Origin of the sequence: Massilia sp. Root351 (assembly GCF_001425045.1) — a bacterium.
In the GTDB taxonomy this organism is placed as follows: domain Bacteria; phylum Pseudomonadota; class Gammaproteobacteria; order Burkholderiales; family Burkholderiaceae_D; genus Rugamonas.
In genome coordinates, this window is sequence record NZ_LMDJ01000031.1 from 534,248 (window position 1) to 560,408 (window position 26,161).

Annotated in this window: 26 protein-coding genes; 23 read left to right on the forward strand and 3 right to left on the reverse strand. The window is 62.9% G+C overall.

Translation table 11 applies throughout. The features are described 5' to 3' along the window. Positions 1-104: 104 nt before the first annotated feature. The 3 genes from ASD15_RS22480 to imuA are packed head-to-tail and all read right to left on the reverse strand — an operon-like array spanning position 105 to position 5,430. Complete coding sequence (locus ASD15_RS22480) at positions 105-3,275, reverse strand: error-prone DNA polymerase (RefSeq protein WP_057157219.1); 3,171 nt, start codon at positions 3,273-3,275, stop codon at positions 105-107. Positions 3,276-3,278: 3 nt separating this feature from the next. Next, complete coding sequence (locus ASD15_RS22485; RefSeq protein WP_057157220.1) at positions 3,279-4,751, reverse strand: DNA polymerase Y family protein; 1,473 nt, start codon at positions 4,749-4,751, stop codon at positions 3,279-3,281. After that, positions 4,684-5,430 carry a translesion DNA synthesis-associated protein ImuA gene (gene imuA / locus ASD15_RS31930; protein WP_082552056.1) on the reverse strand — a complete coding sequence of 249 codons (747 nt, stop codon included), beginning with the start codon at positions 5,428-5,430 and terminating at the stop codon, positions 4,684-4,686. Before imuA ends, ASD15_RS22485 begins: the two co-directional genes overlap by 68 nt. Positions 5,431-5,958: 528 nt before the next feature. Between imuA and ASD15_RS32560 the strand changes: the two genes are divergently transcribed. The 23 genes from ASD15_RS32560 (at position 5,959) to traF (ASD15_RS22590) (ending at position 26,152) form a co-directional block, all read left to right on the forward strand. Beyond that, the gene (locus ASD15_RS32560; RefSeq protein WP_157201081.1) at positions 5,959-6,402 is read left to right on the forward strand and encodes a hypothetical protein; all 444 of its coding nucleotides are present in this window, start codon (positions 5,959-5,961) and stop codon (positions 6,400-6,402) included. A 122-nt stretch (positions 6,403-6,524) separates the two neighbouring features. Continuing rightward, positions 6,525-7,874, forward strand: a complete 1,350-nt coding sequence (locus ASD15_RS22490) for an FRG domain-containing protein (protein WP_057157221.1) — start codon at positions 6,525-6,527, stop codon at positions 7,872-7,874. Between the two features lie 339 nt (positions 7,875-8,213). Next, positions 8,214-8,888 (forward strand): DUF4145 domain-containing protein, encoded by a 675-nt coding sequence (locus ASD15_RS22495; protein WP_082552057.1) that lies wholly within the window; start codon positions 8,214-8,216, stop codon positions 8,886-8,888. Positions 8,889-9,064: 176 nt separating this feature from the next. Next, entirely contained in the window at positions 9,065-10,657 is a 1,593-nt protein-coding gene (locus tag ASD15_RS31935) for a DUF262 domain-containing protein (RefSeq protein ID WP_082552058.1), read from the forward strand. Positions 10,658-10,988: 331 nt separating this feature from the next. Further along, positions 10,989-11,492 carry a hypothetical protein gene (locus ASD15_RS22500; RefSeq protein WP_057157222.1) on the forward strand — a complete coding sequence of 168 codons (504 nt, stop codon included), beginning with the start codon at positions 10,989-10,991 and terminating at the stop codon, positions 11,490-11,492. Positions 11,493-11,624: 132 nt separating this feature from the next. Further along, entirely contained in the window at positions 11,625-12,137 is a 513-nt protein-coding gene (locus tag ASD15_RS22505) for a lytic transglycosylase domain-containing protein (protein ID WP_082552059.1), read from the forward strand. Beyond that, positions 12,134-12,781 (forward strand): OmpA family protein, encoded by a 648-nt coding sequence (locus tag ASD15_RS22510; protein ID WP_057157224.1) that lies wholly within the window; start codon positions 12,134-12,136, stop codon positions 12,779-12,781. The genes ASD15_RS22505 and ASD15_RS22510 overlap by 4 nt, the downstream gene beginning before the upstream one ends. Positions 12,782-12,981: 200 nt before the next feature. Then, on the forward strand, positions 12,982-13,341 hold the full coding sequence (locus tag ASD15_RS22515; protein ID WP_057157225.1) for a hypothetical protein: 360 nt from the start codon (positions 12,982-12,984) through the stop codon (positions 13,339-13,341). 18 nt (positions 13,342-13,359) lie between these two features. After that, entirely contained in the window at positions 13,360-13,659 is a 300-nt protein-coding gene (gene traL / locus ASD15_RS22520; RefSeq protein WP_057157226.1) for a type IV conjugative transfer system protein TraL, read from the forward strand. 9 nt (positions 13,660-13,668) lie between these two features. Then, entirely contained in the window at positions 13,669-14,232 is a 564-nt protein-coding gene (gene traE, locus ASD15_RS22525; protein WP_057157227.1) for a type IV conjugative transfer system protein TraE, read from the forward strand. Then, positions 14,222-15,037, forward strand: coding sequence for a type-F conjugative transfer system secretin TraK (locus ASD15_RS22530; RefSeq protein ID WP_057157228.1), 816 nt, complete (start codon positions 14,222-14,224; stop codon positions 15,035-15,037). The genes traE and ASD15_RS22530 overlap by 11 nt, the downstream gene beginning before the upstream one ends. Then, positions 15,034-16,419, forward strand: coding sequence for a TrbI/VirB10 family protein (locus ASD15_RS32565; RefSeq protein WP_057157229.1), 1,386 nt, complete (start codon positions 15,034-15,036; stop codon positions 16,417-16,419). The genes ASD15_RS22530 and ASD15_RS32565 overlap by 4 nt, the downstream gene beginning before the upstream one ends. Beyond that, positions 16,403-17,212 (forward strand): DsbC family protein, encoded by an 810-nt coding sequence (locus tag ASD15_RS22540; protein WP_057157230.1) that lies wholly within the window; start codon positions 16,403-16,405, stop codon positions 17,210-17,212. The genes ASD15_RS32565 and ASD15_RS22540 overlap by 17 nt, the downstream gene beginning before the upstream one ends. After that, positions 17,193-17,771, forward strand: coding sequence for a TraV family lipoprotein (locus tag ASD15_RS22545; protein ID WP_057157231.1), 579 nt, complete (start codon positions 17,193-17,195; stop codon positions 17,769-17,771). The genes ASD15_RS22540 and ASD15_RS22545 overlap by 20 nt, the downstream gene beginning before the upstream one ends. A 15-nt stretch (positions 17,772-17,786) precedes the next feature. Continuing rightward, the gene (gene traC, locus ASD15_RS22550) at positions 17,787-20,348 is read left to right on the forward strand and encodes a type IV secretion system protein TraC (RefSeq protein WP_057157232.1); all 2,562 of its coding nucleotides are present in this window, start codon (positions 17,787-17,789) and stop codon (positions 20,346-20,348) included. Then, positions 20,345-20,698, forward strand: coding sequence for a hypothetical protein (locus tag ASD15_RS22555; RefSeq protein WP_157201082.1), 354 nt, complete (start codon positions 20,345-20,347; stop codon positions 20,696-20,698). The genes traC and ASD15_RS22555 overlap by 4 nt, the downstream gene beginning before the upstream one ends. Further along, positions 20,695-21,228: a conjugative transfer signal peptidase TraF gene (gene traF, locus ASD15_RS22560; protein WP_057157234.1), complete on the forward strand. Its 534-nt coding sequence runs from the start codon at positions 20,695-20,697 to the stop codon at positions 21,226-21,228. Before ASD15_RS22555 ends, traF (ASD15_RS22560) begins: the two co-directional genes overlap by 4 nt. A gap of 10 nt (positions 21,229-21,238) precedes the next feature. After that, positions 21,239-21,919: a type-F conjugative transfer system protein TraW gene (gene traW / locus ASD15_RS22565; RefSeq protein WP_229418301.1), complete on the forward strand. Its 681-nt coding sequence runs from the start codon at positions 21,239-21,241 to the stop codon at positions 21,917-21,919. Further along, the gene (locus tag ASD15_RS22570; protein ID WP_082552060.1) at positions 21,916-22,980 is read left to right on the forward strand and encodes a TraU family protein; all 1,065 of its coding nucleotides are present in this window, start codon (positions 21,916-21,918) and stop codon (positions 22,978-22,980) included. The genes traW and ASD15_RS22570 overlap by 4 nt, the downstream gene beginning before the upstream one ends. Further along, positions 22,967-23,611: a type-F conjugative transfer system pilin assembly protein TrbC gene (trbC, locus tag ASD15_RS22575; protein ID WP_057157235.1), complete on the forward strand. Its 645-nt coding sequence runs from the start codon at positions 22,967-22,969 to the stop codon at positions 23,609-23,611. Before ASD15_RS22570 ends, trbC begins: the two co-directional genes overlap by 14 nt. A 2-nt stretch (positions 23,612-23,613) precedes the next feature. Then, positions 23,614-24,924 carry a conjugal transfer protein TraN gene (gene traN / locus ASD15_RS22580; protein WP_082552088.1) on the forward strand — a complete coding sequence of 437 codons (1,311 nt, stop codon included), beginning with the start codon at positions 23,614-23,616 and terminating at the stop codon, positions 24,922-24,924. Continuing rightward, positions 24,924-25,319: a hypothetical protein gene (locus ASD15_RS22585; protein WP_157201083.1), complete on the forward strand. Its 396-nt coding sequence runs from the start codon at positions 24,924-24,926 to the stop codon at positions 25,317-25,319. Before traN ends, ASD15_RS22585 begins: the two co-directional genes overlap by 1 nt. Then, positions 25,316-26,152 carry a conjugal transfer protein TraF gene (gene traF / locus ASD15_RS22590; RefSeq protein ID WP_082552061.1) on the forward strand — a complete coding sequence of 279 codons (837 nt, stop codon included), beginning with the start codon at positions 25,316-25,318 and terminating at the stop codon, positions 26,150-26,152. Before ASD15_RS22585 ends, traF (ASD15_RS22590) begins: the two co-directional genes overlap by 4 nt. The last annotated feature ends 9 nt before the right edge of the window (positions 26,153-26,161 follow it).

The following is a 26,161-nucleotide window of genomic DNA, read 5'->3' on the forward strand; positions in this document are numbered from 1 at the left end:
GCGGTGGCAATGTGCGACAGCGCCGCTGGCCTGTATGGGTTGGCGAACGCCCTTGTATCCATCGGGGAAAAGAAAAGTTCTCATTTTGTTCTTGCACGGCGGTATCAGTGAAAATCCCGGCTACGGGTGTCCAGCTCGCCGAGCAGGTGGCTCAGATCAACGAGGCGTTTGGCGACCAGGTGACGGACGTTGCTTTCCGACTGCCACACCCCGTACACCCCAAGCAACTGTGCGCCCATGACCTCACGGCGGAATTGCTCAACCAGACTCGGCCAGCAGATGACGTTCACCGTGCCGGCCTCATCCTCGAGCGTGATGAAGACCACGCCGGCCGCCGTGCTTGGCCGTTGACGCACCGTGACGATCCCACAGCCCCGGGCCAGCTGGCCATTCGAAAATCCAGCCAACACGTCGCTCGGGATAAAGCGCAACTTCGACAAGCGCTCACGCAGGAAACTTAAGGGATGGCGGCCAAGCGTCAAGCCGACATACCGGTAGTCAGCCGCCACATTTTCCGCCTCGGTCGGCGCCTCCAGTTCGATCGCTTCTTCACTGATTGCCGCAGGACGCAGAAGACCCTTGTCCGGCACGCTGGCGGCCGCCTGCCACATTGCCTGGCGGCGGTTGCCTGACAGGGATGCCAACGCATTGGCACTGGCCAACGCCCCCATGTGGCCGGCATGCAGGTTGGCGCGGGCCGCCAGGTCGGCCGTGCTGCTGAAGGCTTCGACAGCCCGGGCCTCCTCGATGCGCCACGCCGCATCCTGCTCCAGGCCCTTGACGTTGTTCAGGCCAAGGCGTACTGCCGGTTGTGGCCCTGTAGTGGGCGCCTCCAGCGTCGCCTCCCAGCAGCTGACGCTCACGTCGACCGAGCGGACCTCCACGCCATGCCGGCGCGCATCCTGAACCAGGGACGAGCGCGAATAAAACCCCATCGGCTGGCTGTTCAGGAGCGCCGCCAGGAAAGCCGCGGGCTGGTGGCACTTGAGCCAGCTGGAGGCGTAGGCCAGCAGCGCAAAGCTGCTCGAGTGCGATTCAGGAAAACCGTATTCCGCGAAGCCGCGGATTTGGCCGACGATGGAGTTCGCAAACTCAGCGGTGTAGCCGCGCGCAGTCATGCCGTTTAACAGGTCGGCTTCGAATTGCTCCAGATTGCCTTTCTTTTTCCACGCGGCCATCGCCCGGCGCAGCGCATCGGCTTTACCCGCCGAGAAGCCGGCGGCCACCATGGCGATGCTCATCACCTGTTCCTGGAAGATGGGAATGCCCAACGTCCTTTCCAACACACCTTCGATTTCCGGACTCGGGTACGTCACCGGGTCCAGGCCTTGGCGACGTCGCAGGTAGGGGTGGATCATCCCGCCCTGAATCGGGCCGGGGCGGATGATGGCCACCTCGATGACCAGGTCGTAGAACGTCCTCGGCTGCAAGCGCGGCAACATCGACATCTGGGCGCGGCTCTCGATCTGGAACACCCCCATCGTGTCGGCCTGGCAGATCATGTCGTAGGTGGCCGGGTCCTCGGCCGGGATGTCGCCCATTTCGAAACGCGCACCGCGCTGTTCGGACACCAGCTCCAGCGCGCGCCGGATGCACGACAGCATGCCCAACGCCAGCAGGTCGATCTTGAGCAGGCCCACCGCATCAAGGTCGTCCTTGTCCCATTGCACCACGCTGCGGTCTGCCATCGCCGCTGCCTCGATCGGCACCAAGCGGGACAGCTTGGTGTGTGAAATCACGAAGCCGCCCGGGTGCTGGCTCAAATGCCGGGGCACGCTCATGAGCGCGTCGGCCAGGTCGTTCCACTTTTCGGCGATTGACGATTCGGGGTCGAAACCGCAGTCCAGCAGGCGTTGCTGAAGGTCCGCGCGGCCACCCCAGGAGCTCGAGGCTTTTGCGACTTTGTCGACCACGCTCAAGTCGACGCCGAGGGCTTTGCCGACGTCGCGCAGCACGGATTTCGGCCGGTACGAAATGACGACGGCAGTCAACGCCGCGCGCATCCTGCCATATTTTCGATAAACATACTGCAGGACCTCTTCTCGGCGCTGATGTTCGAAATCGATGTCAATGTCCGGCGGTTCGTTCCTTTCTTTCGACATGAAGCGCTCGAACAGGAGCGTCCCGCGTGACGGGTCGACCTCGGTCACGCCCAGGCAGTAGCACACGGCGGAATTGGCGGCCGAACCACGGCCTTGACACAGAATCTGCTGAGACCTGGCGAAGCGAACGATGTCGAAGACGGTCAGAAAATACGGCTCGAACTGCAGTTCCCCGATGATGTCCAGCTCGTGCTCCAGCTGCGCCTGGACATTGTCTGGAATCCCGCCGGGGTAGCGCCAGTCGGCGCCGATGTAGGCTTCCTTGCGCAGATAGGACGCGGGCGTTTCACCTTCCGGCACAAGTTCGTGCGGATACTCATAGCGCAGCTCATCAAGGGAGAAATCGCAGAGCTGGGCCAGGCGCACGGTCTCGTCCAGGGCCTCGCGCGGATAGAGGTTGCCTAGCCGCACGCGCGAACGCAGGTGCTGCTCGGCGTTTGGTGGCAGCTTATAGCCGCATTGCGCCACGGGCACCCCGTGCCGGATGGCCGTCATGGTGTCGTGGATAGGCTTGTAGGAGCGCACGTGCATGGCCACATCCCCCGTGGCGACGATGGGCATGCTGAACTCGCCCGACAAGGCCTGCACCAGCTGGCGGTGCGTCGCATCCTTATTCCTGTGGTGCAGGGTGAGCGCGATACGCACCCGGCCTGGTGCGCATTGAACCAGCCACGCTGCCTGCCGCGCCACTTCCTCATAGGCGCCGCAGTATTTGGGGGCCAGGATGAACTGGCAGTCGGGCAGGCTGCGCAGATGCACCAGGTCGCCGACCGGTGTGGCGATATCACGGGGCCGAACCAGATAGTGCCCCTTCTCGGCACGCATCCGTCCGACCGTGATGAGTTCGCTGAGGTTGCCGTAGCCGTTGCGGTTCGTCGCGATGATGATGATGCGAAACGGGGCACTGCCGTCTTCCGGCGTCACGTCAAGCTGACTGCCGATGAGAAGCGGCAGGCCCAGCTCTTTCGCGGTAACATGGGCGCGTACGACGCCGGCGAGCGAACACTCGTCGGTAATGGCCAGCGCCAGGTACCCAAGTTGATGCGCGCGCTCAACCAGCTGCTCGGGAGCGGACGCGCCTCGCAGAAAGGAAAAATGGGTATAGCATTGCAGCTCCACGTAATCTGGCAGCCCGGCCGTGGCGGCTGTTGGTCTGGACGGAATGGTGTGCATAGGTCACGCAAACAGCCCGTGCAAGTACCACCGGGGGTCTTCAGCGACGCGTTCCAAATAGATCCAGTAGCACGCGGCATTGGCCGCTTGCGCAATGTAGTAGTCGCGCGCTGCGGTCTGGTCGTTCCACCAGCCTGCCTCCAGGCGTTCGGGGCCGTCGATGATTTTGAGCGGGCTGACATAGAACGGGCGCTCGTCACGCATCAGCAGCCTGATCGGCTTGGGCAAGAGCCAGAAGGGCCGGCCCTCCAGAATCTCTTCTATCTGTGTTTTCGGGCGCTTTGCCGTCGCCGGCATCCATGCGTTGCACACCTCGGGCCGGTAGTCCTCCAGGTCGGCGGGGACAAGCACATTCTCAGCGCCCAGCCTGGCGGTCAACAGCTCAAGCAAGCGCGCGTAGTCCTGCGGTGACCCGCCGGGTTCGGGGAACAGGCTGGCGTTCGGTGGCAGCATCGATTCAATCTTCACCGCGTCGAGCCGCAGTGCGATCACGGGCCGTTCCAATGTCGTTTTTGCCAGGCGCTCCTTGAGCAGGCGGAGCAGATGGGCCTCGTGCCAGACCGGCTCGGCAAGTGCCACTTCCAGTACCGTGGGCGCGATCGCGGAATGGCCACGCTCATGCTCCAGGGCGAGCGTAAACATCCGCACTGCCCGTTGAAGCGACGTGAGCCAGCCGACCAGTTGCAGGATGAGTCCGGTGGCGCCGTGCAGCAGCGCTTCGGCGCTCTCGACACGGTCGAAGGTCTCGATGCGGGCGGAGAAATGCAGCGGCGGCTTGATCCATTCGTGCATCTCGGGCGCTTCGCCGTAGGCGCGGTCCAGCGCTGCCAGGAGCTCCTTGCTGGTGCGACGCAGAAGACCCGCACGCGGAAGCCTTCGCAGGGCGCCGATCCGCTTGGCACCGATGTCATTGAGCCAATCATGGAAAGGGGCCGCTGCCGGCACCAGAGCGCACGGCAGCAAGTCCAGCCGTTGCTGCATGGTCGCCAGGGACAGCACGCGGCGGCGGAACACGACAGTTTTCATCCGGGCGCTACGGGCGAGCAGCCACGCGCCTTCAGCCGTTGGGGCCGCGCCGAGTTGCACGGTAAAGCCCAGCGCTTCGATGCTTGCCGTCACGCGTGCGCATAAAGCATGCGGCCCGCGGAACAGCGCGAGGCTCGCACTGACCTCCAGCAGCACCGAACAATCCGCCTGCAACGTGACTTCCGGCGTGTACTGCATCATCGCAGTCGCGATGGCATTGAGTGCGAGGTCCTCCTTGACAAGGTTGCGTTCAAGAATAGCCGTATCGGGCGACACAGCCATTACCCCTCCGCTACGCATACCAAGCATCACGCCCGCCCGGCCGGCTTCCATCGACATGCAGATCACGATTCCCTTGTCGGTGACTGCATACAGCCCCGGCTCAGACCAGCATGGGCGCAGCGACTCGAGCGGGAGAAGTGGCAGGTGTGCGCTGAGCAGGAGTTTCATGTTCTTTGTCCCACAGCTGGCGACCAGCGGGCATATCAATCAGGGGTACGAAAATAGGGACTTCACAATGCGGGCCTCTTCGCTTGATGATCTCCACCGAGACGCCGCCCAGCGCGGGCCGTAGTGCAAGACGCAGCGGAGAAGGGGACGCGTCGGCGGCGGCAGTCAGTGGTCGAACCAGCCACAACCAAGTATCCGTGGACTGCGCGGCCAGGTTCAGACGCCGCAGTGCTTCGGGTCGCACGTTCGACTGCCAAAGCACTACGCCACCGCAACTTCCGTTCTTCAGGATTTGCTCCGCTGACCAGAGCGCATCTGCCGAGCTCTGGGGGCGAAGCCAGAGCACATTCTGTTCATTCATCCGCCACGACCGGCATGCCATCGCATGGGGGAGATACGGCGGCTGTATCAGCGCGACCCTATGTTGTCGAGACAGCGACGCCAGTGCGGGCTTCAACAACTGCATCTCGCCGATACCGTGTTGTTGAACCAGCAATTCGACCAGTGCCGACCTCGGCCACCCGTCGTTGGGCAGCTGGCTATCCAGAACAGGATGGCCGGTTGTTGCCGTCGTGGCACGTGATACGGCAAGTTCGCTTGCACGCCACACGCTAGAACGTACAGCTAAGTCCAGAGCAGCTTGAGCAACAGGTGTAACGGTAAGTGGTGGGACAAGCATGATTGCTCCGATACTGTGATTATGTACAGTGTTTTGTGAAGTATAGTCGGCCAACGAGCAACCTAGCAAGAGGATTTTCATTGCATAAAAGTAACTTCCCTGAGTGCAATTTTTGCTCGAGACAAACACTCGCAGGCAAACGCCTTGTGGAGTGCCCAGCAGAATCTGCTCAGATTACGCGGCTGATGCAACTACGGCCGTAGGTGGCTTGCTGGACGTGCCGCGGTGCTCTGCGCGGTATTGCCGATCACGGTGCTGGTGCTGGTGTTGCAGCTGCCCCTTCTGGCTGGCGTCCCCAGCGTGTGCATTGCAGTTGCGGTAGCCAACTATCTGGCGGGCGCCGGAGGTGGAAATATGTCAGCTTGCATGCGGCATGGCTGACATACGAGTACGGATCAGGGAACTTTCGGTGATTCTCTGCCGTTGTGAGAATCTGTGTATTTTTCATTTGAGCAAGATGATATCCTGTCGTTGGCAGGCCGTTGTCGGCCACAAACGGACCTTTCCATATATGTGAGCATTAAACCAATGAGACCTGCATTCGATACATCTCCTTATTTATGGATTGACGATGGCTCTCTCCGGGATGTCTACATCCAGCAGATGGGGCCAAAGCAGTGGGAACGGTTTGATTCATTAGTTCGCAAGTATGAGCTTGCATATAGCTTTGATGGTAGCCCTGCCTCTTTCCCTGGAAGCCAAGCTCTTTTCGCCAACCGAGACGGCAGTCATCTGCTGTCGGTGATGCTTGGCCAAGTAAGCGTCAATTGCCATTTCTTCGTTGATTGGCAGCTGGAACTCGATATATCACCCCGAGAAATTTCCGGGCCTACTGAACATGACGCTGTTCTCGACTTCGTGGAGCAGCTGTCAATTGATTTAGAACTGCCTGCGGACATTACGCCGGAAAATAGCGAAACCAAGCCGTTCATGACGTATTCGCCTACCTCGCATTCTTGGACGCTACACTAGCGCTTAAGGATGGCCGACGCTTACCGGCCAAGAGCGGCCCTTCATAAAACATTAAAGATTCACCTGGGAATCATTCATTTGCGCCAGAATTTTTTGAGATTTTTAACAGAGAAAAGCCAGCTATGTTTAATTTTCTTGTGACGTCCCAACCTGGTGGCTGGGACAAGAGTTTTTACGAATGGGAAAAGGGGCGAATCCTCGAGTACACGGAAAAGACTATCTCAGATAAGCTCGAAAAGCTTTCTGACAAAGAGCTGAATTCCATGGTTGCTTTACCGTGCGTTTTTGCATATGAAGCTTGGAACCGACTTGGCATGAGGGTTGGCCGCATCACAAAATTCGTGCGCAGACAGAGCACGGTGTTGATTGAATTCGAGTTTGAGCAAAGCATTCCCGAAATTTCTTACGATTCCATTGAGCCATACTTTCAATACTTTGACATTCGAAAATGGGAAATGAATCGGACGCATTGGGCTGTAAAGGAAGGGGACCTTCTGGACATGCTCCGAACACGAAACCTCTTGCCTCAAAACGTCAACTCTCCATCGCTACCTGCTGGGGACGGGAGCTTGCCGCCTGAAGAAAACGAAATTGTCCCTATTTGCTCGTTGCAGGACTACATTGACAAGGTTCTGTCTGGCTCAGTTTCGATGGACGAGGATGTTTTTTACCGAGGACATTCTAGTAGAACAGGATACAAGCTGGAACCGTCACTATTCAGGAAAGATAAAGATGGGAATCTGCTTTATCTGACGAAAGAGCATTTGCTTTACCGCGAGCTTCTAGTTTCAAATGCGAGCGATTTTGCGAGCGATTCTTCAACTCTGGACCGGCTTGTTCGAATGCAACATTACTCACTTCCTACTCGGCTTCTAGATATTACTTCGAATCCTCTCATTGCTCTATACTTCGCCTGCAATGCCAAGGACAAACATGACATTGTTGGAGAAGTAATCAGGTTTGTGGTACGGCGTGACGCAGTGAAATATTTTGATTCGGACACCGCTAGCTGCTTGGCTAATCTTGCTCGGTTGGCTGATACAGAAGAGATTAGTTATCCGGATACTCCAGATGACATAGTTGATGTTGATTGGGGACTCGATTTCTTCAACAGCCAAGCAGGCATAAAGCGTCTCCATCACTTTATCTGCGAGGAAAAACCTTATTTTGAAAAGCGAATTCGACCCGAAGACTTACGCAGCGTACTTTGCGTTAAAGGGAAGAGAACTAACGACCGGATTTCTTCTCAGTCAGGGGCTTTCTTACTATTCGGCGATAATGCGAAGCTGAATGAAGAGGGTGATGACACCTTTAAGATTTTTCGTTATGCAGTGAATGACAAAAAGCGACTGGTTAGAGAGCTGGATGCGATGAATATTAACGACAGCACGGTGTTCCCTTACATCGAAAATTCTGCCAAATACGTAGCAGAGAAATTCAAATTCATTGCGCCGCAGAACGAATCGAATTAGCAGGTCGGTAGCGGTCAGAGGCATTGAGGCGGCACCGGCCTTGTGTGAGAATTCGTGAATTTTGCAATTGAGCAAACTGCTATCCTGAAAACCGTCGGGCGAGTTCGGCCAGGAGCGGCCGTTCGTACATTTCGGCTTACCCATCCATATGGAGAACAGCAATAGAATGATCTATTCGAAAGTTGTGAGGCTCTCATTTATTGAAGTCAAAGTGGTGCATAGGGATGATTCGCCTAACGTCCATCTGTACGTTCGTTTGAAATAGAGGAATCTTGACCGCCTTCGGCCAGGAGCGGTCGTTCTGGTTGTTAATGTTAACCACTCTGATTAGGAACATCGATGACTGTAAAAAAGTATGCGACTCGCTTTCAACAGTTGAAAGAACAATTTGACGCTGTTCTTACTACCAAAGGTTCTGCTTATAGCTCCTTCACACAATCCAATCATGACACTCTGGATAGGGGGTTGACTCATGAGTGGAGAGTCAAAGCTCGAAGCTTGATTTCTATGGCTTGTGGAGAAGACTCACTTCATTTGAAGGAGTTTATTGAGAGTGAAAAGCCTCAATCAATGGAGGGGGCCGTCAGTTTGATGGAAAGGTTGGGAGCCGTGTTTAATGCCGTCAGAGATGACTACGAAGGCGGATATCTCACTTCTTTCAAATCATTGGTTCAGGCTGATGTGTTCGATAATGAGCTGGAACAGGCAAGTGGGTTGCTGAGCAGCGGCTATCATGTTGCTGCTGCTGTGATTGCTAGAACAGTTTTAGAGACTGCAGTTGCAGACCTTTGTGAGCGGCAAGACCCGAAGATACCTCGTCAGAAATTGGCAAAGATGAATGATGACCTAGCGAAGGCCGGTGTCTATAGCTCGTTAAAGCAAAAGAAGATTTTGGCCCTGTCCGCCGTTGGCAATAGCGCGGCTCATGGCAAACACGATGAATTTTCTGCGGCAGATGTGAAAAGCATGATATCGGATATCCGCGATCTTATTGATGGTTGGCTGTCGGAGTAGCCTGGAGAGGCTCAAGTCTATTAGCTCAGACTGATACAAACTGTTAAATTCATTAACGCCGTCATGACCCGCTACCGGCCAGTAGCGGTCGCCCACATGAGCCAAATCGACGAAATTTGACGGAGATCTAAAAAATCGTCGTGAAACAATTTTTTGTAAATATATGAGGGTTCGATATGGCAACTAAACAGCTCGTCAATTTGGACGCATTAATACCACGAGATGACGTTGAGGGAAAAAAACCAAAGGTCAGTAAGAGCGTGATTCAGGTTACGGAGCTTGCCAAGGGGAAGCATTTTTATGGCTTGCTGCGTAAACCATTATTTCAACGTGAAACCAATGATTGGGACGTTGACAATGTCGTTTCCCTGATCCGTAGTTTTCGAAATGGGCATCTTATTCCTGCTGTCATTTTATGGTCCGCCGATGGATCGACTTTTGTGATCGACGGCGCACACCGTTTGAGTGTTTTTGTTGCTTGGGTGAATGATGATTATGGTGATGGTGAAATCTCTCAGATCTTCTTTAATCATACGATCCCAAAAGCTCAAGCCGCCGCAGCTAAAAAATGCCGAGATTTAATTAAGAGGTTGGGGTTGGAGTACGCAGAGCTTCAGAAGTTGACCTTCATAGCATCTCGTACACCAGAGCAATTAAACTGGAGTTCCAATATCGCTGAGCCGATTGAAACGCAATGGGTCGTGGGTGATGCCGAAGTTGCGTTACAGTCTTTTTTGGATATTAATCAACGTTCGGTAGGAATTGATCTTACCGAAAAATACATGATTGTTGAGCGTAAGGCACCGACGATTGTCGCCGCCCGTGCGCTGGTGAGTGCCGGTCGCGGACATGCCTACTGGGGGAGTTTCACTCCCGATAATATCGCTGAGATCGAGAAAATTGCAACGAACATTTACGATGCCATATTTGAGCCAGAAGATGCGCAACCACATATTGACCCAGAACTTCAGCCTGCAGGTATGGCTCAGACTGCAAATGGACTACGTCTAGCGGTCGAATTGGTAAACGTCATCACCGGGACAAAATCGGGTGCTGAGGGAATGGTGGGCGACACCAATGGTGGAGGCACCCTACGTGTCCTTCGCAAAGTCTGGAGTGTCATCAAGCACGTCGCAGGGAACGAATCGTCATCACTCAGCCTTCACCCGGCAGTCTATTTCTGGGGAACCACTGGCAATCATCGTCCTAGCATGTTCCTCGGCGTTGTCTCTTTCATTCAGGAGATTATTCAGAATAAGGAGTTGAATAAATTTACCCTTCATCGAGCTCAGCTGGAAGAGATTTTGATCGGAAAGAATGCTCCCGGACAGCAAATATTAAGTCGCTACGGCGGGTGGAAACGAAGCATAGAACCGATACGGGAATTGCTCCGATCAATTTTTGACGGCTTGGCAAACGGTGAGACGGAAGAGGCAATCGTCAAGAAAATCTCTGTATTAGCACAAGGGGCTTCCAACGACGATAGTGTAAAGGATAAATGGAAAGAAACCCGTAGTGCCATGCGAATCAAGAGCAGTCTGAAAAATGCTGAACGCTGTGCAATTTGCCAAGCCCGCCTGGTACTTATCCACGCAAGCAATGATCACATCAATCGTCGTACAGACGGTGGGCATTCTGGAGAGGTAAACGCACAACTAACTCACCATTATTGTAATCACGGATTCAAGGAGCATTATGCTCAACTTGGCAACCCAGTTCCGATTATCGCATCGCCCGCTATTCACGTTGCAAGCAAAATAAAGCAATGAATGTCGGAGTGTCCCTCAAGAAATTTGCTCTTAGGTCTTGTTTCATGGATGAGTAGATCTCGTACATCCGCAGTGTCGTTCGGGAAAAATCGAAGTACTGCGAATGTCCGAAAAGGGGCGGTTTCGTCCATTCCGGCGCTGTACTTCGCGTCAAGCTGGACCAGCAGCTTCGTACCCGAAGGCAACAACGCTCGGTCCCTGGCATGAAGCGATAGCCCCGATTCGAAAATAGGCGCCAAATTCCCACCATTTCGGGGCGAAGATTTAGCACGGAACCGATACGATCATCGCATCAAGTCCCAATGCAAGTATCCATCGGGAGGTGCACACCATGACTACCGCCTACGATTCAATCGGCCACATATCGCGGCTGGCGCCACGTGACCCGGCTGCCATGCCAGCGGACACGCACAGTGGCGACACGGTGGGCACGCGTGTCTGGCTGGACGAATTCGCCTGGCTGGAGACGCTGTTTAACGACACCGCCAACCGTTCGCCCAAGCTGCGCTATCCGGATCTGATCAGTGCCTGCGTGTCGCTGGTGTTCAACGCACCGATGCCCGAGCGGCGTATCTTCGCCTTCCTGCACACACGGCTGGTGCTGCGTGACCAGGATACTGCCCGCAGGCAGGAAGACATGTGGCGCGGCCAGTACCAGTTGCTGCTGGCGCTGCAAAAATCCGAGCAGAACCGCCATCCTCATCCGCAGTTCAAGCTGGATCATTTCACCACCGCGTGCGTGGCCTTGGCGATGGAGGAAGAAGGTGCGAAAGAAAAGCTGTTCGAGCAGGCGCGCCGCAACATCGCACGGCGCGCCGCGCCATATTCCACCTGACGCTCTCCCGCGCCCAAACGACGCGCACCTTGCTGTTCACCGCGCCTGGCTAACGCCGGCAAACCCGAAGCCACCTGGTTCCTCGCAAGAGCGCGAGGTCGAATCCATGTCGGGCTATGCCGCGAGGTGAACATGCGCATTCTCATTCATTCCATATTGCCGCTGTTTGTCATGCCGGGACTGGCAAACGCCTGCTGGGAACAAGCAGCTCGGCAACACAGCGTGCCTGCCGTCTTGCTGCAGGCGGTCGCCGACGCCGAATCCGGCATGAACCCGGCCGCCGTCAACAACAGTCATTTTCAACGCACCGGCACGGTCGACATCGGCTACATGCAGGTCAATTCGGACGCGCGCATGTTGCGCAACCTGGGCGTCACGCAGCGCGCGCTATTCGATCCGTGCACCAACATAGACGCCGGTGCCCGCATTCTCGCCGAGAAGATGGGGCGCTATGGGCGCACATGGGAAGCTGTCGGCGCCTACAACGCCTCGTGCGTCACCATGACCGCGGAGCAGTGCCTGCGCGTGCGTATGCGCTACGCATGGCGCGTGTACCGGTCGCTGATGCGGCGTGCAACGCCAGTGAGCGGGGAAACCGCCCGGCTGGCTAGCTCCGCCATCGTTTCCTCTGTGAGCGTGCGATGATGCGCCGCATTATGCTGGTGTCGGCGCTCATCGCCGCCGCAACAAGCGGGCCAATGCTGCTTGCCGGCTGCGCAGGCGCGGTGACGCATCCCGCCACCATGCCCGCGCGCGTAGAGCATTCGGTGACGCGCTTTCGCATCGCACAGTTCAATCAGGGCGGTGCCGGCTATTTCGCGCTCTGCCTTGAACCGGCATGCCCATTGGTGACGCCCAAGACGCCATCCGAGGCAACAGATCCTACAGCCCACATTGACATCGAGGCGAGAGCATCTTTCACGGGGACGCCCGCAGCCGTGCCCGACACGCTGGTGATCCAGTTCCCGAGTGGTTCCGCGGCGCTTGGTCCCGGCGAGGCGAGGGCGTTGTCCCAGCTATCCGGGGTGACGCGCGGGGCCGGACGGATCGCCATCGCCGGGCGGACAGACAGCACCGGCAGCGATGCGGTCAATCACCGCCTTGCATGGACCCGGGCGCGCGTCGTAGCCGACCACCTGCGCGACCAGCTAGGTGTGGCGCCCGGGCGCCTGTCATGGGAAGGGCGCGGCGCGTGCTGCTACGTGGGGGATAACCGCACCAGCATCGGACGCCAAGCCAACCGGCGCGCCGAAGTCACCTGGCATCCCGCTCTGGAGGCCCGGCCATGACCACAGCACATGTACTCAGCACAAAGCGGCCGAACGCGCTTCGCAGGCGCTGGACGCGGCCTCGCGGCAGACGCTTCGCGCGCGGACGCCAACGCCGCAGGGCCATGGTACGAGGTCCGCCTGGGCCAAGCCGGCTGCCAAGGGACGCGCATGGCGCCGCATCAAAGAGCGCGTCGAATGTGAATTTCAAGGAGGACTGAATGAGTACGTTGAACTCGTGGGCACCGATGCCCACATCCTGGCGCCTGCCGCGCAAAGGCATGAGTGCCGCCGCGCTGGTGGCGCTGATGCTACTGGGCCTGCTGGTCGCAGCGCCGGGCCAGGCGATCGACCTGGTTGCATTCTCCGGCCTGACCGGGCCACTGGTGTCCGCGCTGGCGCAGATGGCCGATCTGGCACCCGGCATCAAGGCGATGGTTGGTTTCATCGGCTTCGTGGTGGCACTGATCTCGCTGGCGGCGCTACGCAACTTCGGACCGGTGCTGTTCTATATCGGCCTGGCCATTTTCGCCGCCGTTGGCCTCGTCATTGCGGGCGCCATCATGGGCGCGGTCATCTAACAGAGCAGGGAGGACGGGATGCTTGCCGACACCTACATTCCACGCCGCTTGGACGATCAATGGAAGATCGGATTGTGGGACGTCGATGTGGCGGCGCCCGTCCTGTTCATGCTGTTCGTCGGCTACCTGGCCAACACGCTGTGGGGCTTTGCCGTGGCCTGCGCCATCGGCCTGTATTTCGCCCGCATGATGGCGCGCGCCAAGGCCGACAAGCATGCAGCCTATGCCTTGCACTGGCTGTATTGGTATTTGCCCACCAATCCCGTGAGTTCGATGCGCGCCACGCCGCCGTCGCACATCCGGCGCATGGTGGGCTAGGGAGGGAATATGGACAACACCCGGTACCAGGACGACCTGCGGGACCTGCGCGCGCGTATCCGTGCCCATCGGCTTGCCCTGGGCGTGTTGAGCCTGTGCCTGCTAATCACGCTCCTGATCACGTATTCGCTGGTGGGCGCGCAGCGCGTGGTGGTGACGCCGCCGCATGTGACCAAATCCTTCTGGGTATCGGGGGAACGGGTCGGCAGCGCTTACCTGGAGCAGATGGGCGGCTATGTCGCATGGCTGATGCTGGACCTGACACCCGCGTCGGCCGGCTGGAAGAAAGATGCCCTCTTGGCGTTTGTGGCGCCGGAAGACTATGAGGCGCTCAAGCTGCAAATGGAGCTGGAAGCCGAACGCCTGCGCAAGATGAACGGTAGCACCTACTTCCAGCTACAGCAACTCGAGCCCGACGAGGAGACGCAGACGGTGCTCATGACAGGGCGGCTGCGCACGCTCATCAACGGGCAGGAAACGTCGCTGCTGCAAAAACGCTTCCGCGCCAGCTTCCAGTTTCGCGGCGGGCGCACCCATCTGAAAACATTCAAGGGGGTCGGCAATGAACAATAAGCATTTGGTCATGCTGCTCGCACTGGCATGCTGGGCGGGCGGCGCCGGTGCCGCGCAGCCGCGCGAAGTGCGTGACGGTGAAACCATGGAGGCGGCGATCGCCGCCGATGCGCCGACCCGCATCCGGCTGGAAGGGCAGCGCATCGTCAACGTGGTGGGCAACATCCACTCCACCAGCAATTGCGACAGCGCGCCGCCGGCCGGCATCGCGTCACCGGTCACGGCGCCATTGGCGGCGCCCGCCGTCAACTCGCGCGGCGACGTCATCCTTAACTGCGACCTGGACAAGGGCGAAATCTATGTGCGCCCGGCTGCAACAAGCCATGTCGGCCAGGTCCGCCCGATCAGCCTGTTCGTGTCGTCGGCGCGCGCGACCTACACCCTGCTGCTGCGTCCCGCCCAGATGCCGGCCGACAGCCTCGTTTTGCGCGACCGGCGCAGCGAAGCGAGCGAACCGGCTGCAAAGGCTGCGCGGCCGCAGGCCACCAGCCATGTGCGCGGGTTGAAATCCATGTTGGTATCAATGGCGCAGGGGCGGCCAGCGGACGGCGTGCGCGCCCAGCAGCTGGATGTGGTGCAAGCGCTGTGGCGCGAGGCCGAGTTCCGGCTGATTCGGCGTCAGGAGGGACGGGCGCTGCAAGGCGAGACCTACCGCCTGCACAACACGAGCGCGGCGCCCATGGTGCTGGCCGAGCAGGAGTTCGATCAAGACGGCGTGCTGGCGGTCGCCATCGAGCAGCACAACCTCCAGCCGGGCGCCACGACCCTGGTGCACGTGATCCGGCAACAGGAGGGCACGCCATGAAGCTGCGTGAAAAATGGCGCACCGCCACGGGTCGCCTGAGTACCCGGCAGCGGCAGTATCTGATGGCGGCCGGTATCGTGGCCGGCGGCATCGGCACGCTCTGGTTGGTGTTGACGCTCGCCGGCAGCGACAAGAGCAAGGCGGCGCCGCGCGCGGACCGCGCCAAGGAAAAAGTCGTGGTCAAGCCCGAGCAGGAGGGCGTCACGCCGCTGCGCGTCGACCCGCTCGACCAGTGGGTGGGCACGGCCGGCAAGACCTTGGCGCAATACAAAGTGGACAAGGAGGCGCAGGACCGGTTCAACCTCGACCGCAAGGCGGGTGAGCAATCGCTGATGCAGCGCCTGGCCGACCTGGAACGCCGCCAGCAGGAACAAGGCCTGGGCGGTTCGACGGGCGCGGCGGCAGCGGCGCCGCAGGTGCCGGCGCCCGTCGCGGCATCCCCTGGTCCGGCGCCAGCTGCCATACCGGCCGCATCCCAGCGGCCTGCCACGCCTCCGCCGGACATGCCGGGGTTCCCGCCGGGTTCACCGGTGGCGCCCGTCGTGGCCACCGGTATGGGGCCAAGCGCCCAGACGGCGCTGGTCGAACCGCCGCCGGTACTGGTGCGGGTCACTCTGGCAGTGCCGGCCGCCACAGCAGGGAGGGCGGCAAACGGCGAGGCCGATACCCAGGATGCGCAAGGTGAGCGGGAGGCGGAGGAGGAGAAGGAGGGCGAGGGCGGCATGCTGGAGAGTTATTTGCCGGTCGGCTTCATCCGCGGCGAGACCTTGAGCGGCATTGCCGCCCCGACCGGCGGCCAGGCGCAGGCCAACCCGCTGCCGGTATTGATCCGGCTGCTGGACAACGCCGTGTTGCCGAACCACTATCGCGGCGAAGTGAAGGAGTGCTTCGTCATCGCCTCCGGCTACGGCAGCATCAGCGCCTCGCGCGCCTATTTGCGCACGGTGAACCTGTCCTGTGTGCGCCGCGACGGCCGCGCCCTGGAGGTGAAGATCGATGGCAACGTCCACGGCGAGGACGGCATGCTGGGATTGCGCGGGCGCCTGGTGACCATGCAGGGCCAGATGCTGGCCAACGCGCTGCGCGCCGGCATCGTCAGCGGCATCGGCCAGGGCTTCGCCCAAGGCGGCGCGACTTACTCGGCAACGCCGTTCGGCACGCTCACCACCGGACCCGAGGGCATGGATGAACGCATGCGGCGCGGCGTCGCGGGCGGTGTCGGCCGCGCGCTGGACAACTTGGCAAATTACTACATCAAGCTGGCCGAGGAGACCTTCCCGGTCATCGAAGTGTTCGCCAAGCGGCAGGTGGACATTGTGCTGACCAAGGGCATTCGGCTGCCACGGCTGGGCAAGGAGGCGCGCGATGACAATACCGATTAAGTGGCTGCCGATCGTGCTGGCGGCGGCGCTGCAACCGGCCATGGCGGGCCGGGCGGAGGACGCGCTGCTGGCAAGCCTGCGCAAGGCCCATCCCGCGACCCGTTTCGACCGCGTGGCGCCGACCCCGGTTCCGGGCCTGTACGAGGTATGGATGGGCGATAACGTCGCCTATGTCAGCGGCGGGCATGTGCGCTACCTGGTGTTCGGCCACCTGTTCGACACCCGCCGGATGCGGGATGTGACGGCGTCCCGCAGGGCCGGCGGGATGGCCAGGCAGGCGAGCCCTGAGACCGTTGCAGGCGCATCGGATGGTGCAGTTGACATGCCGGCGATCGCGCTTGAAGACGCCATCACGCTGGTGCGCGGTACCGGTGCGCGGCGGCTGTTGGTGTTTACCGATCCGGCCTGCGCCTACTGCCGGCAGCTCGACGCCACATTGCGGCGCCTGCGCGACGTCACCGTCCTGCACTACCTCTTGCCTTTCCAGGGACGGCAACTGCCCGAGGCGATCTGGTGCGCCCAGGACCGCGACGCGGCGTACGCACGCGCCATGGCCGATGGCGCCATGCCAGCGGACCCCGCGTCCCCATGCGCCACCCCCTTGGAGCGCAATCTCGCGCTCGCGGCCCGACTGGGTGTGCAGGCCACGCCCACACTGGTGTTCGCCGACGGCAGGCGCGTCGCCGGGGCACTGGACAGCGACGACATCGAAGCCGGATTGGCGCGCGCCGCCGGCGGGACTGACAAGGCCGACAGCCTTGCAAGGAGCGCACATGGAACACATCGGCAGTAACAAGAACGTGGCACGCAAGCTGCGCGCGCTGGGCCTGCTGGGGCCACTGGCACTGGCCGGTTGCGGCAACCTGTCGGGCCTGGACGGCTCGCCCAAGTTGAGCTGCAAGGCGCCGGAAGGCGTGCACTGCGCCTCGGTGTCCGCCAACTACCATAACCGTTCTCCCGCAAGCCCCGATAGCGCACCGCGCCCTGAGGGCGCATCGGTCGCGCCGCTCGCGGCGCAGGCGTTGCAGAGCGCCGCGCCGCAGGGGCTGGACCCGGTCGCCATGCGCTCGCCGGTGCGGGTGCTGCGGCTGTGGATCAAGGCCTGGGAGGACAGCGACCGCGACCTGGTCGACCAGTCCTATGTCTATGTGCGGATCGACAATGGCCAGTGGCAGGTGGCGCATGCCCAGCGCGCCGCGCGCGAAGCCTACGCGCCGCTGCGCCCGCCGCCATCGCGGCCGCCCGGCCAGGCGGAAGCGACCGCCACACCGACGGCGGCCAGTGACGGCGCCGAGGTGGCGCGCGCCGCCGCAACCGCGCCACCGGCCGCCGGGCCGGCACGCCAACAGTGAGCCAGGGAGGACATCATGCTTGAGACAGCAAGCGGGCCAGCCCAGGGCGGCCCGCGCCACATCCTCGACTGGCTCGGCCTGCGCGCCGGCAACGATTCGCCCCCGGAGCAGTTCGCCTCCTGGCTGCCCTACGGCGCCTATATCCCCGACGTGCAGCTGTTCGTCAACCGCAACGGCTGCGTGGGCTTCGTGCTGGAAGTGCTGCCGCAGTGCGGCGCGGACGAACGCATGGTCGAGGTGCTGGTGAGCCTGTACGTCAACTGCCCGGTTGGCACCGGCATCCAGTTCCACCTGTTCGGCGCGCCCCACGTGCGCAACATCCTGCGCGAGTACGCCAACCTGCGGGTGGAGGATGCCGACCAGTACGAGCAGGGCAGCCGCTACGGCCGTCCCGCGCGCAACAGCAACCTGTACCGCGCGCTGGCGCGCCAGCGCGTGCAGCACCTGCTGGCCGGCACCATGCGCTCGCTCAGTGCGGCCCATCATTTCACCATGCGCGACTTCCGGCTGCTGGTCTCGGTGACCTTACCGGGCCACGGCGCGGACGAGCGGCGCCTGGGCACGCTGTGCGCGCTGCGCGATTCGATGTCGGTGACACTGGCCTCGGCCTCGTTGCCGAACCGGCAATGCGACGCGGACGGTTTGATTAACTGGTGCGCGCAGTTCACCAACCCGGACCGCATGGCGCGCACCGACCTGCCGCAGTTGCATTACGACGAGGGCCGCGAGATCCGCGACCAGATCGTCGACTTCGACACCATCCAGGATGCCGGGCCGGAAGGGCTGCGCCTGTCCAAGCTGGCCGGCGGCGCGTCGCTGGAAGCGCGTTTCCTGTCGATCAAGTCGTTCCCGCAGCGCTTCGCGCTGTGGCGCATGGGCAGTCTGATCGGCGACCTGATGCAGCCGCCGCTGCAGTACAGTGCGCCGTTCCTGCTGACCATGGGCGTGCACATCCTGGACCACGCGGAGACGCGCAGCGCCATTGCGTCAAACCATTTCCGCGCCAACCAGAACGCCGGCAGCAAGCTGGCCGACATCATGCCCGACGTCGAGCAAAAGCGCGAGGACTGGAAGGCGGCCGCCAACGCCGCGGACGCGGGCGGGCGCCTGGTGTCGATGTACCACCAGCTGGCCATCTTTACTTCGCCGGAGGACGCGCCGCAGGCGTGCGAGACCGCACGGGCGATCTGGCGCGCCAGCGGTTTTGAACTGAACGCCGATGTCTTCAAGCAGCGCCAGGCCCTGTTGGCCAGCCTGCCGATGACGCTCTCGCCGGCCTTTCACGGCGACCTGCGCAAGATGCGCCGTGTCACGCGCAAGACCACGGCCAACGCGATCCACCTGGCGCCCCTGATCGCTGAATGGCGCGGCACCAGCACGCCGACGCTGGTGCTGGCCGGGCGGCGCGGCCAAGTGACCACGCTCGACCTGTTCGACAACGACCTGGGCAACTTCAACGCCGCCGTGGTGGGCGCGCCCGGATCGGGCAAATCGGTCTTCCTCAACGAACTGGCGTGGTCCTACCGCTCGGTGGGCGCCAAGGTCTGGATGATGGACCTGGGCCGTTCGTTCGAAAAACTGTGCCGCAAGGCCGACGGCGCCTACATCGAGTTCACCGCGCACAGCGACATCAACCTCAATCCCTTCTCTGCCATCAACGACATCTGCGACGACATGGACATGCTGGTGCCGGCGATCGCCAAGATGTGCTCAATGCAAAGCCGGCTGGAGGAGGTGCAGTACAAGGCGATCTCGGCGGTGCTGCTGCGCCAGTGGCAAAAATATGGGCGCGACATGACGATGACGGCCATGCGCGACGCGTTCAAGAGCGGCGCGATCCCCGATCTGGGCATTCGCGACGATCAGCGCATCCGGGATCTGGCCATCATGCTCAATCCCTATTCGAAGGATGGCCAGTACGCCCGCTTCTTCGAGGGCAGGAACAACGTCGATTTTACCAACGACTTCGTCGTGATCGAGAACGAGGAATTGAAGCGCCGCCCGGACCTGCACGCGGTGGTCAACATCCTGCTGATGTACCAGATCACCGGGGAGATGTACCTGACGCGCAACCGCAAGAAGCTGCTCGTCATGGATGAACTCAAGCAGCAGCTGGGCGAGATCGGCAGCGACGATCCGCTGAAAGCGGCCGTGGTCGAGGAGGCGGCGCGCCGGGCGCGCAAGTACGGCGGCGCGCTGGTGACCGCCACCCAGGGTGCGGACGACTACTACGGCTCGGCGCAGATGGAAGCGGCGTTCAATTGCTCGGACTGGGTGTTCCTGCTGCGCCAGAAGCCCGAGTCGATTGAACTGCTGGACCGGAAGGGGCGCTTGCTGATGGACGCGGCCAAGAAACGGCTGCTGAACTCCCTGCGCACCGAGGCCGGCGCGTACGCGGAAATGTATGTCTCGTCGCCGGTCGGCGAGGGCGTGGCTCGCCTGGTGCTCGACCCCGCCACCCATCTGCTGTTTTCCAACAAGCTGGAGGACAACAAGCCGATCGACGCCTTGCGCGCGCAGGGCTACAGCATCGACGAGGCGATCACGCGCATCCTGGCCGAACGGGGGCACGTATGAAACCGGTATTGGCAAGCTTCCTGGCCGCCGTGCTGCTCAACGCTGCCGCGCTGGCCGGCTACCACCACTGGCTGGTCAAGCCCATCCCGGTGGTCGGCGTGGTCGACGCCTGGCAGGTGTACCGGGAGGAGCAGACGCGCTACTTACGGGCCATTTCGTCCAGCACCGACGCGCCGGCGCGCGACAAGGCGCAGGCCGCCGCCAACCAGTTTGTTGCCGCCTATCCGGCGCGCCTGGCCGAACTGCAGCGCGACTGCGCCTGCCTGGTGGTGGACCGTTCTGCCGTCGCGGCGTTGCCGGCCGGCGTGGCTGACCTGACGCCGCTCCTGCGCCAGCGGGTGCGGCCATGAAGGCGTGCCTGACGCGGCACCTGCGCCGGATGCGCGCCGACTGGCCGTGCTACGCGCTGTTGGCGGCGGTGTGGCTGCTGGCCTGCGTGCGGGTGCTGGTCGATCCCGTCCCGCGCCTGCCCATCCTGTTCAACGTCACGCCCAGCCTGCCTTACCTGGTGGCCGTGGTGGACTACCGCGCGCGCGGCGTGGCTAGGGGCGACTACGTGATCTTCTCGTTCCGGGGCGAGGCCGTGCGCCACGTGCCGGGCCTGCGCGGGCAGCCTTTCTTCAAGCGCGTCGCCGGCGTGGCCGGGGACCGCATCGAGGTGCGCGGGCGCGCGGTACTGATCAACGGCGTCGACGCCGGGCTGGCCAAGCGCTACGCCGTGGTGTCGCGCCTGGCGCTCGAACCCATCGCCGCGACGGTGATCCCGGCCGGCTACCTGTACATGCAGGGCGTGGATGCCGACAGCTTTGATTCGCGCTACCGCCTGTGCGGGCTGGTGGCCGAGCGCGATGTGCTGGCCGTGGTGCGGCCGCTGTTTTGAGGAGTGCGCGATGAGCATGCGACAGATGCGATGGCAGCTGCCGGCGGGACTGGCAGCTTGGGCGGCTGTGGCGGCAGTGGCGACCCCGGTCGCGCAGGCCGGTTCGCTGGGTGTGATCGGCCCGGTCTACCGCATCGCGGAGGAAGACCTGCTGGCCATGATCGAGCGCCGCCTGCGGGAGAAGGAAGCGAGCGGCGAGCTGGCGCAACTGCGCGGCCAAGCCGTCGAACGTGCCCGGCAGGGCGTGCTGCGCCCCGCGCCGCTGGGTTTGCCGGTGGCGCGCACGGCCCGCACCTACCACCACGATCCGAGCTATGTGCTGGAGCGCAACGTCGTCGACGCGTCGGGCAAGCTGCTGTTCCCGGCCGGCACCCGCGCCAATCCGCTCGACATTGTGCCGCTGACGCGCCGCCTGCTGTTTTTCGACGCCCGCGACGCGCGCCAGGTGGCGCTGGCGGCCGGCCTGGTCGGCCAGTATGCCGGCGCGGTGAAACCGGTGCTGACCGGGGGCTCCTACTTGGAGCTGATGCGGCGCTGGCGCGTGCCGGTCTACTACGACCAGCGCGGCCTGCTGGTGCGGCGCCTGGCCATCGGCCATGTGCCGGCGCTGGTGTCGCAGGAGGGCAACCGGCTGCGCATCGACGAACTGGTACCGCCCGAGACAGCGACAGCCAAGGAGGCGACGCCATGAATCTGCTCGCGCACTGCCTGGCCGGTTTCGCCCGTCGAACCGGTGGTGGGCGCCGCCCGTGGTCCGCCCGCGTGGCGGCCACCATCGCGCTGGCGGCGGCCTGCCACAGCCCGCCATCGCTGGCGGCCGGCATCTGCAACGGACGTTTCCCCAACCCGATCACGGACATCTGCTGGAGCTGCCTGATGCCGATCACCCTTGGCGGCGGCACGCTGGCCGACCTGGGCGGGCAGGGCGACATCCCGAACCCGGCCAATCCCCTGTGCTCCTGCGGCGTGAACCCGACCATCGGGCTGTCGATCGGGTTCTGGGAGCCGGTGCGCCACGTGGAGGTGGTGCGGCGCCCGTTTTGCCTGGTTTCCCTCGGCGGCGTCGACCTGAACCCCGGCATCGCGGCGCCCGACGCCGGCCGCACGGTGGACGCCAGCGGTGAGCAGAACAGTTTTTACCAGGCCCACTTCTATGCCAATCCGGTGCTGTACTGGCTGCAGGTGGTGGCGGACTTTCCGTGCCTGGAGCAGGGCGGATTCGACCTGGCCTATCTGACCGAGGTCGATCCGCTGTGGAACGACGACGAGCTGACCCTGATCCTCAACCCGGAGGCGGTGCTGTTCGCCAACCCGGTGGCGCAGGCCGCCTGCGCGGCCGATTGCGTCGCCGCCACCGCCGGCTTCGGCCGTCCCGAGCTGTTCTGGTGCGCCGGTTGCCAAGGGGCGCTATATCCGCTCGACGGCCACGTGCCATACCACCTGGGTGGCGTGCGCACCGCCGAGCTGTTGGCGCAGCGGCTGACAGCCAAGCTGCACCGCGAACTGGTGGCCTGGGGCCGCCATGGCGAGCGGGGCCTGTGCGGACCGTACTTCCTACCGGTGATGGACAAGCGCGCCTACAAGAGCCAACTGACCTACCCGATCGCCGCCACCGCCAAGGAGGCCGGGCGCTGCTGCCAGCCGTTCGGGCGCAGCACGGCGCTGTGGGGCGCCGCCAAGGAGTATCCCGTGCGCGGCGAGGATTTCGCGTTCATGCTGTTTAGAAAGGGGAACTGCTGTGTCGGATTCTGACTGCATCGTTTTCAATAGCGCGTGGCCCGCGCTGGGACTGCTTGCCGCGCTGTGTCTGGCCATGTCGGCCGGCCCGGTCGCCTCGGCCGAACCTGCCCCGACTGCCGCCACCCATCGCTTTGACCGGCTACCCCAGCCGCAGGCGGGTGCCGGGATCGATCTGGCGCAGGTGGCGCGCGGCTACGAGGCCGCAGGCGTGGGCACGGTGCCCGCGAACACGGGACCGCGCCTGCTGGTGTTCATCAGCCTGTCCATGCCGGAAGGGACGCTGCGCCGCTTGGCGGCCGATGCCCCGCGCGCCGGCGCCGTGCTGGTGCTGCGCGGCCTGCACGACGGATCCATGACGAAGACTGCCGCGCGCATCCGTCAGCTGACCGGCGGCACTCAAGCGGTCGTTCAGATCGATCCGAAGGCGTTCGCCCGCTTCGGGATCTCGCAGGTACCGGCCGTCGTGCTGGCGCGCGAGACTGCCGCAGCAAGCGGCTGCCAGGAGAACGGCTGCGCCGCGCCCGATGGCTACGTGGCAGTGGCGGGCGACGTGACGCTGGGCTATGCGCTGGACCACGTGGCGCGCAGCGCCCCGGCGTTCGCGGCAGAGGCGCGCCGGCTGCGTGCCAGGCTGGAGCCATGAACATGCGCCGCCTGACTGCCTGGCTGACCTTGTGCGCCCTCTTGACGGGGCAGGCGCGCCTGGCGCTCGCCCAGCAGGACGACCTGGCCGCCGCGCGCGCCGCCAATCTTGCGGCGCGCGGCGCGCTCAACGCCGCGTCGGCCGCCGCCGTGGTGCCGGGCTACACCAATACGGCGCCGCAGTCGGCGCTGTACGGCCAGGCCAACCTGGCGGGCCAAGCGCGTGCCCAGCTGGCGCAGTGCGCGCTGCATCCCGACCCGGCGGCGTGCGAGGCGGGCCGGCATGCGGTCGCGTCCGCCGCCACGCCGCGTCCAGCCTTGCCGCCCAGCGACGCTCAGGTAACCGGCGCGGCGGCCGTGGCGAGAAACCCGCTCGCCTCCGAAACGGCGCTGGCGGGCCTGTACGCGGGTTGCCCCGGACCGGGGCCGTGCCCGGCCAACACCTTCTGCCTGGGCGCGCAGTGCTTCGACACCGCCCAGGTACAAGATTCCGACTTCGCGCTGGCCATGAGCTACCTGGAGGCCGCGCGCGAGGCCGGCGTGTATCTCGATCCGGCCAGGCTGCGCGTGTTCGCCGGGGAGGACAACCGCTGCCGCGACCGGCTGCTGGCCAACTGCTGCCGCAGCAACCGCGCCGGGGCCGGGTACAGCAACGGCTCGCTGTTCGGCGTGGGCTCGCATCTGGTATTCGACGTGCTGATGAACGCGAACAACCGCAGCTTCATCACGGCCGGCATCAAGTCGATGCTGACCAGCTATGGTTTCAGCGGCACCTTCACCAGCTACGGCGTGACGGTGGCCGTGAACGGGGTGGCACTGCCGGCCGGCTCCGTGACCATTGCCGCCGGCGAGAGCATCGCGGTGGCGTTCACCCCCTGGTCGCTGGCCATTACCGTGGTGTTCGCTGTGGTGACCGCCATGATGTCCTGCAACGCCGAGGAGGGGCAACTGGCGATGAAGGAGGGCGCGCGCCTGTGCCGCAGCGTGGGCACCTGGTGCTCGCAATGCATCCGGGTCCTGGGGCGCTGCGTGCGCTGCATCGAGCGCACCACGTCCAAGTGCTGCTTCAACTCGGTGCTGGCGCGTCTCGTCAACGAACAGGGGCGGGCGCAGCTGGGCATGGGTTGGGGCGCGCCGCAGAACCCTGCCTGCGGCGGCATTTCCGTCGCGCAGCTGCAGGCACTGGATTTTTCCCGTTTTGATCTATCTGAATTCTATGCCTCGATCGCGCCGGCGCAGCCGAACGTCGAAGCGCTCAAGGGTGCGGCCGCCGCTAAGGCTCCGCAATGCTACGCGCGGGGTGGAAAATGCTGATGCCTCGCGATCTGGCTTGCGGCCTGGCCGCATTTGCGCTGCTGCCGGTCTGGGCGGAGGAAGGTCTGCCGCAAAGAGCCCCGGTGACGCAGTTCGCGCCGCTGCTGCGCGCCGCGCTCGACGCCCCAGGCGGGACGGCGCACGGCGTGCTCGCCGGTCTGGTGGCCGCCGCCTTCAAGCGCCAGTTCGGCACTGGCGGGGAGATCGACATCGACGTCTCGACCATCGTGCGCTACGCCCAGCCGGGTTGCGCCCGTCTGCGTGTCGACGTGTCGCAGGAAGGCGTGAAGCTGTCGGCTCAGGCGGCGCCGCAGCGGCAGCAGGTGCGCTTTGAACTGAATTACTGCAGCGACGGCCTGCCGCCACGCAGCCTGGCGACGGGGGCGGCGCGATGACACGGCCGACCCTTATAGGCGTGTGCCTGGCGCTGGCCGCCTCTTGCTGCGCCGCGCAGGTGCCCGATAGTGGCGAGCTGCCCGATGGCGAACGCGCCGGCCTGCCCGATCCGCGCACTGGCTGGCACTTCCATCTCGATCCGCCCGCGCCGCCCCGCAAGGTCGTGCCGCGCTTGCCGAGCGCCGGCGACGGAGAACAGGCCGCGCTGGCCAGGTTCCGGCAACTGCAAAAGGAAGTCGAGGAGCGCCGCGCGCTGGCGGTGATCCAGCCCACCGAGCCGAACGTGCGCCGTTACATGGAGTTGGAAGCGAAGGTGGTGCACAACGCCTCGCGGTTTGCCGACGTCGCCCAGCGCATCGCCTGGTCCCATCCCGAGCTCGATCCCGCGACGCAGGGCCGGCCGGTGAACGCCACCGCGCTCGAAGTGTTCGAGCAGGCGCGCATCCGCGAGCGCAATGCCGTGCTGGCGCAGGTGGCCAGGGAGCACGTGCTGATGTTCTTCTTCCGGGGCGATTGCGGCTACTGCCATGCGATGGCTCCGGTGCTGCGGGCTTTTTGCGACCGGCATGGCATGCGCCTGGTGCCGATCAGCGTGGACGGTGGCGCGCTGGCGGGATTCCCGCAGGCGCGCAGCGACAACGGCGCGGTGCGGGCGCTCAAGGTGCAGCAGGTGCCGGCGCTGTTCCTGGCCCAGCCGTTCTCGGGGCGCATCGAGCCGGTGGGCTTTGGTGTGCTGTCCGAAGCGCAGCTGGGCGAACGGATCGTCGCGCTGTTCGAGGGCCGGGATGGAAAGGGGACGCCGCCACCCGTGTATTGGGGCGATCAACGATAGGAGAAAGGC

Coding starts and splice junctions, on each gene's coding strand:
- ASD15_RS22480 (WP_057157219.1), bottom strand. CDS start 3,275: ATGCACACCATTCCGTCCAGACCAACAGCCGCCACGGCCGGGCTGCCA.
- ASD15_RS22485 (WP_057157220.1), bottom strand. CDS start 4,751: ATGAAACTCCTGCTCAGCGCACACCTGCCACTTCTCCCGCTCGAGTCG.
- imuA (WP_082552056.1), bottom strand. CDS start 5,430: ATGCTTGTCCCACCACTTACCGTTACACCTGTTGCTCAAGCTGCTCTG.
- ASD15_RS32560 (WP_157201081.1), top strand. CDS start 5,959: ATGAGACCTGCATTCGATACATCTCCTTATTTATGGATTGACGATGGC.
- ASD15_RS22490 (WP_057157221.1), top strand. CDS start 6,525: ATGTTTAATTTTCTTGTGACGTCCCAACCTGGTGGCTGGGACAAGAGT.
- ASD15_RS22495 (WP_082552057.1), top strand. CDS start 8,214: ATGACTGTAAAAAAGTATGCGACTCGCTTTCAACAGTTGAAAGAACAA.
- ASD15_RS31935 (WP_082552058.1), top strand. CDS start 9,065: ATGGCAACTAAACAGCTCGTCAATTTGGACGCATTAATACCACGAGAT.
- ASD15_RS22500 (WP_057157222.1), top strand. CDS start 10,989: ATGACTACCGCCTACGATTCAATCGGCCACATATCGCGGCTGGCGCCA.
- ASD15_RS22505 (WP_082552059.1), top strand. CDS start 11,625: ATGCGCATTCTCATTCATTCCATATTGCCGCTGTTTGTCATGCCGGGA.
- ASD15_RS22510 (WP_057157224.1), top strand. CDS start 12,134: ATGATGCGCCGCATTATGCTGGTGTCGGCGCTCATCGCCGCCGCAACA.
- ASD15_RS22515 (WP_057157225.1), top strand. CDS start 12,982: ATGAGTACGTTGAACTCGTGGGCACCGATGCCCACATCCTGGCGCCTG.
- traL (WP_057157226.1), top strand. CDS start 13,360: ATGCTTGCCGACACCTACATTCCACGCCGCTTGGACGATCAATGGAAG.
- traE (WP_057157227.1), top strand. CDS start 13,669: ATGGACAACACCCGGTACCAGGACGACCTGCGGGACCTGCGCGCGCGT.
- ASD15_RS22530 (WP_057157228.1), top strand. CDS start 14,222: ATGAACAATAAGCATTTGGTCATGCTGCTCGCACTGGCATGCTGGGCG.
- ASD15_RS32565 (WP_057157229.1), top strand. CDS start 15,034: ATGAAGCTGCGTGAAAAATGGCGCACCGCCACGGGTCGCCTGAGTACC.
- ASD15_RS22540 (WP_057157230.1), top strand. CDS start 16,403: ATGACAATACCGATTAAGTGGCTGCCGATCGTGCTGGCGGCGGCGCTG.
- ASD15_RS22545 (WP_057157231.1), top strand. CDS start 17,193: ATGGAACACATCGGCAGTAACAAGAACGTGGCACGCAAGCTGCGCGCG.
- traC (WP_057157232.1), top strand. CDS start 17,787: ATGCTTGAGACAGCAAGCGGGCCAGCCCAGGGCGGCCCGCGCCACATC.
- ASD15_RS22555 (WP_157201082.1), top strand. CDS start 20,345: ATGAAACCGGTATTGGCAAGCTTCCTGGCCGCCGTGCTGCTCAACGCT.
- traF (WP_057157234.1), top strand. CDS start 20,695: ATGAAGGCGTGCCTGACGCGGCACCTGCGCCGGATGCGCGCCGACTGG.
- traW (WP_229418301.1), top strand. CDS start 21,239: ATGAGCATGCGACAGATGCGATGGCAGCTGCCGGCGGGACTGGCAGCT.
- ASD15_RS22570 (WP_082552060.1), top strand. CDS start 21,916: ATGAATCTGCTCGCGCACTGCCTGGCCGGTTTCGCCCGTCGAACCGGT.
- traN (WP_082552088.1), top strand. CDS start 23,614: ATGCGCCGCCTGACTGCCTGGCTGACCTTGTGCGCCCTCTTGACGGGG.
- ASD15_RS22585 (WP_157201083.1), top strand. CDS start 24,924: ATGCCTCGCGATCTGGCTTGCGGCCTGGCCGCATTTGCGCTGCTGCCG.
- traF (WP_082552061.1), top strand. CDS start 25,316: ATGACACGGCCGACCCTTATAGGCGTGTGCCTGGCGCTGGCCGCCTCT.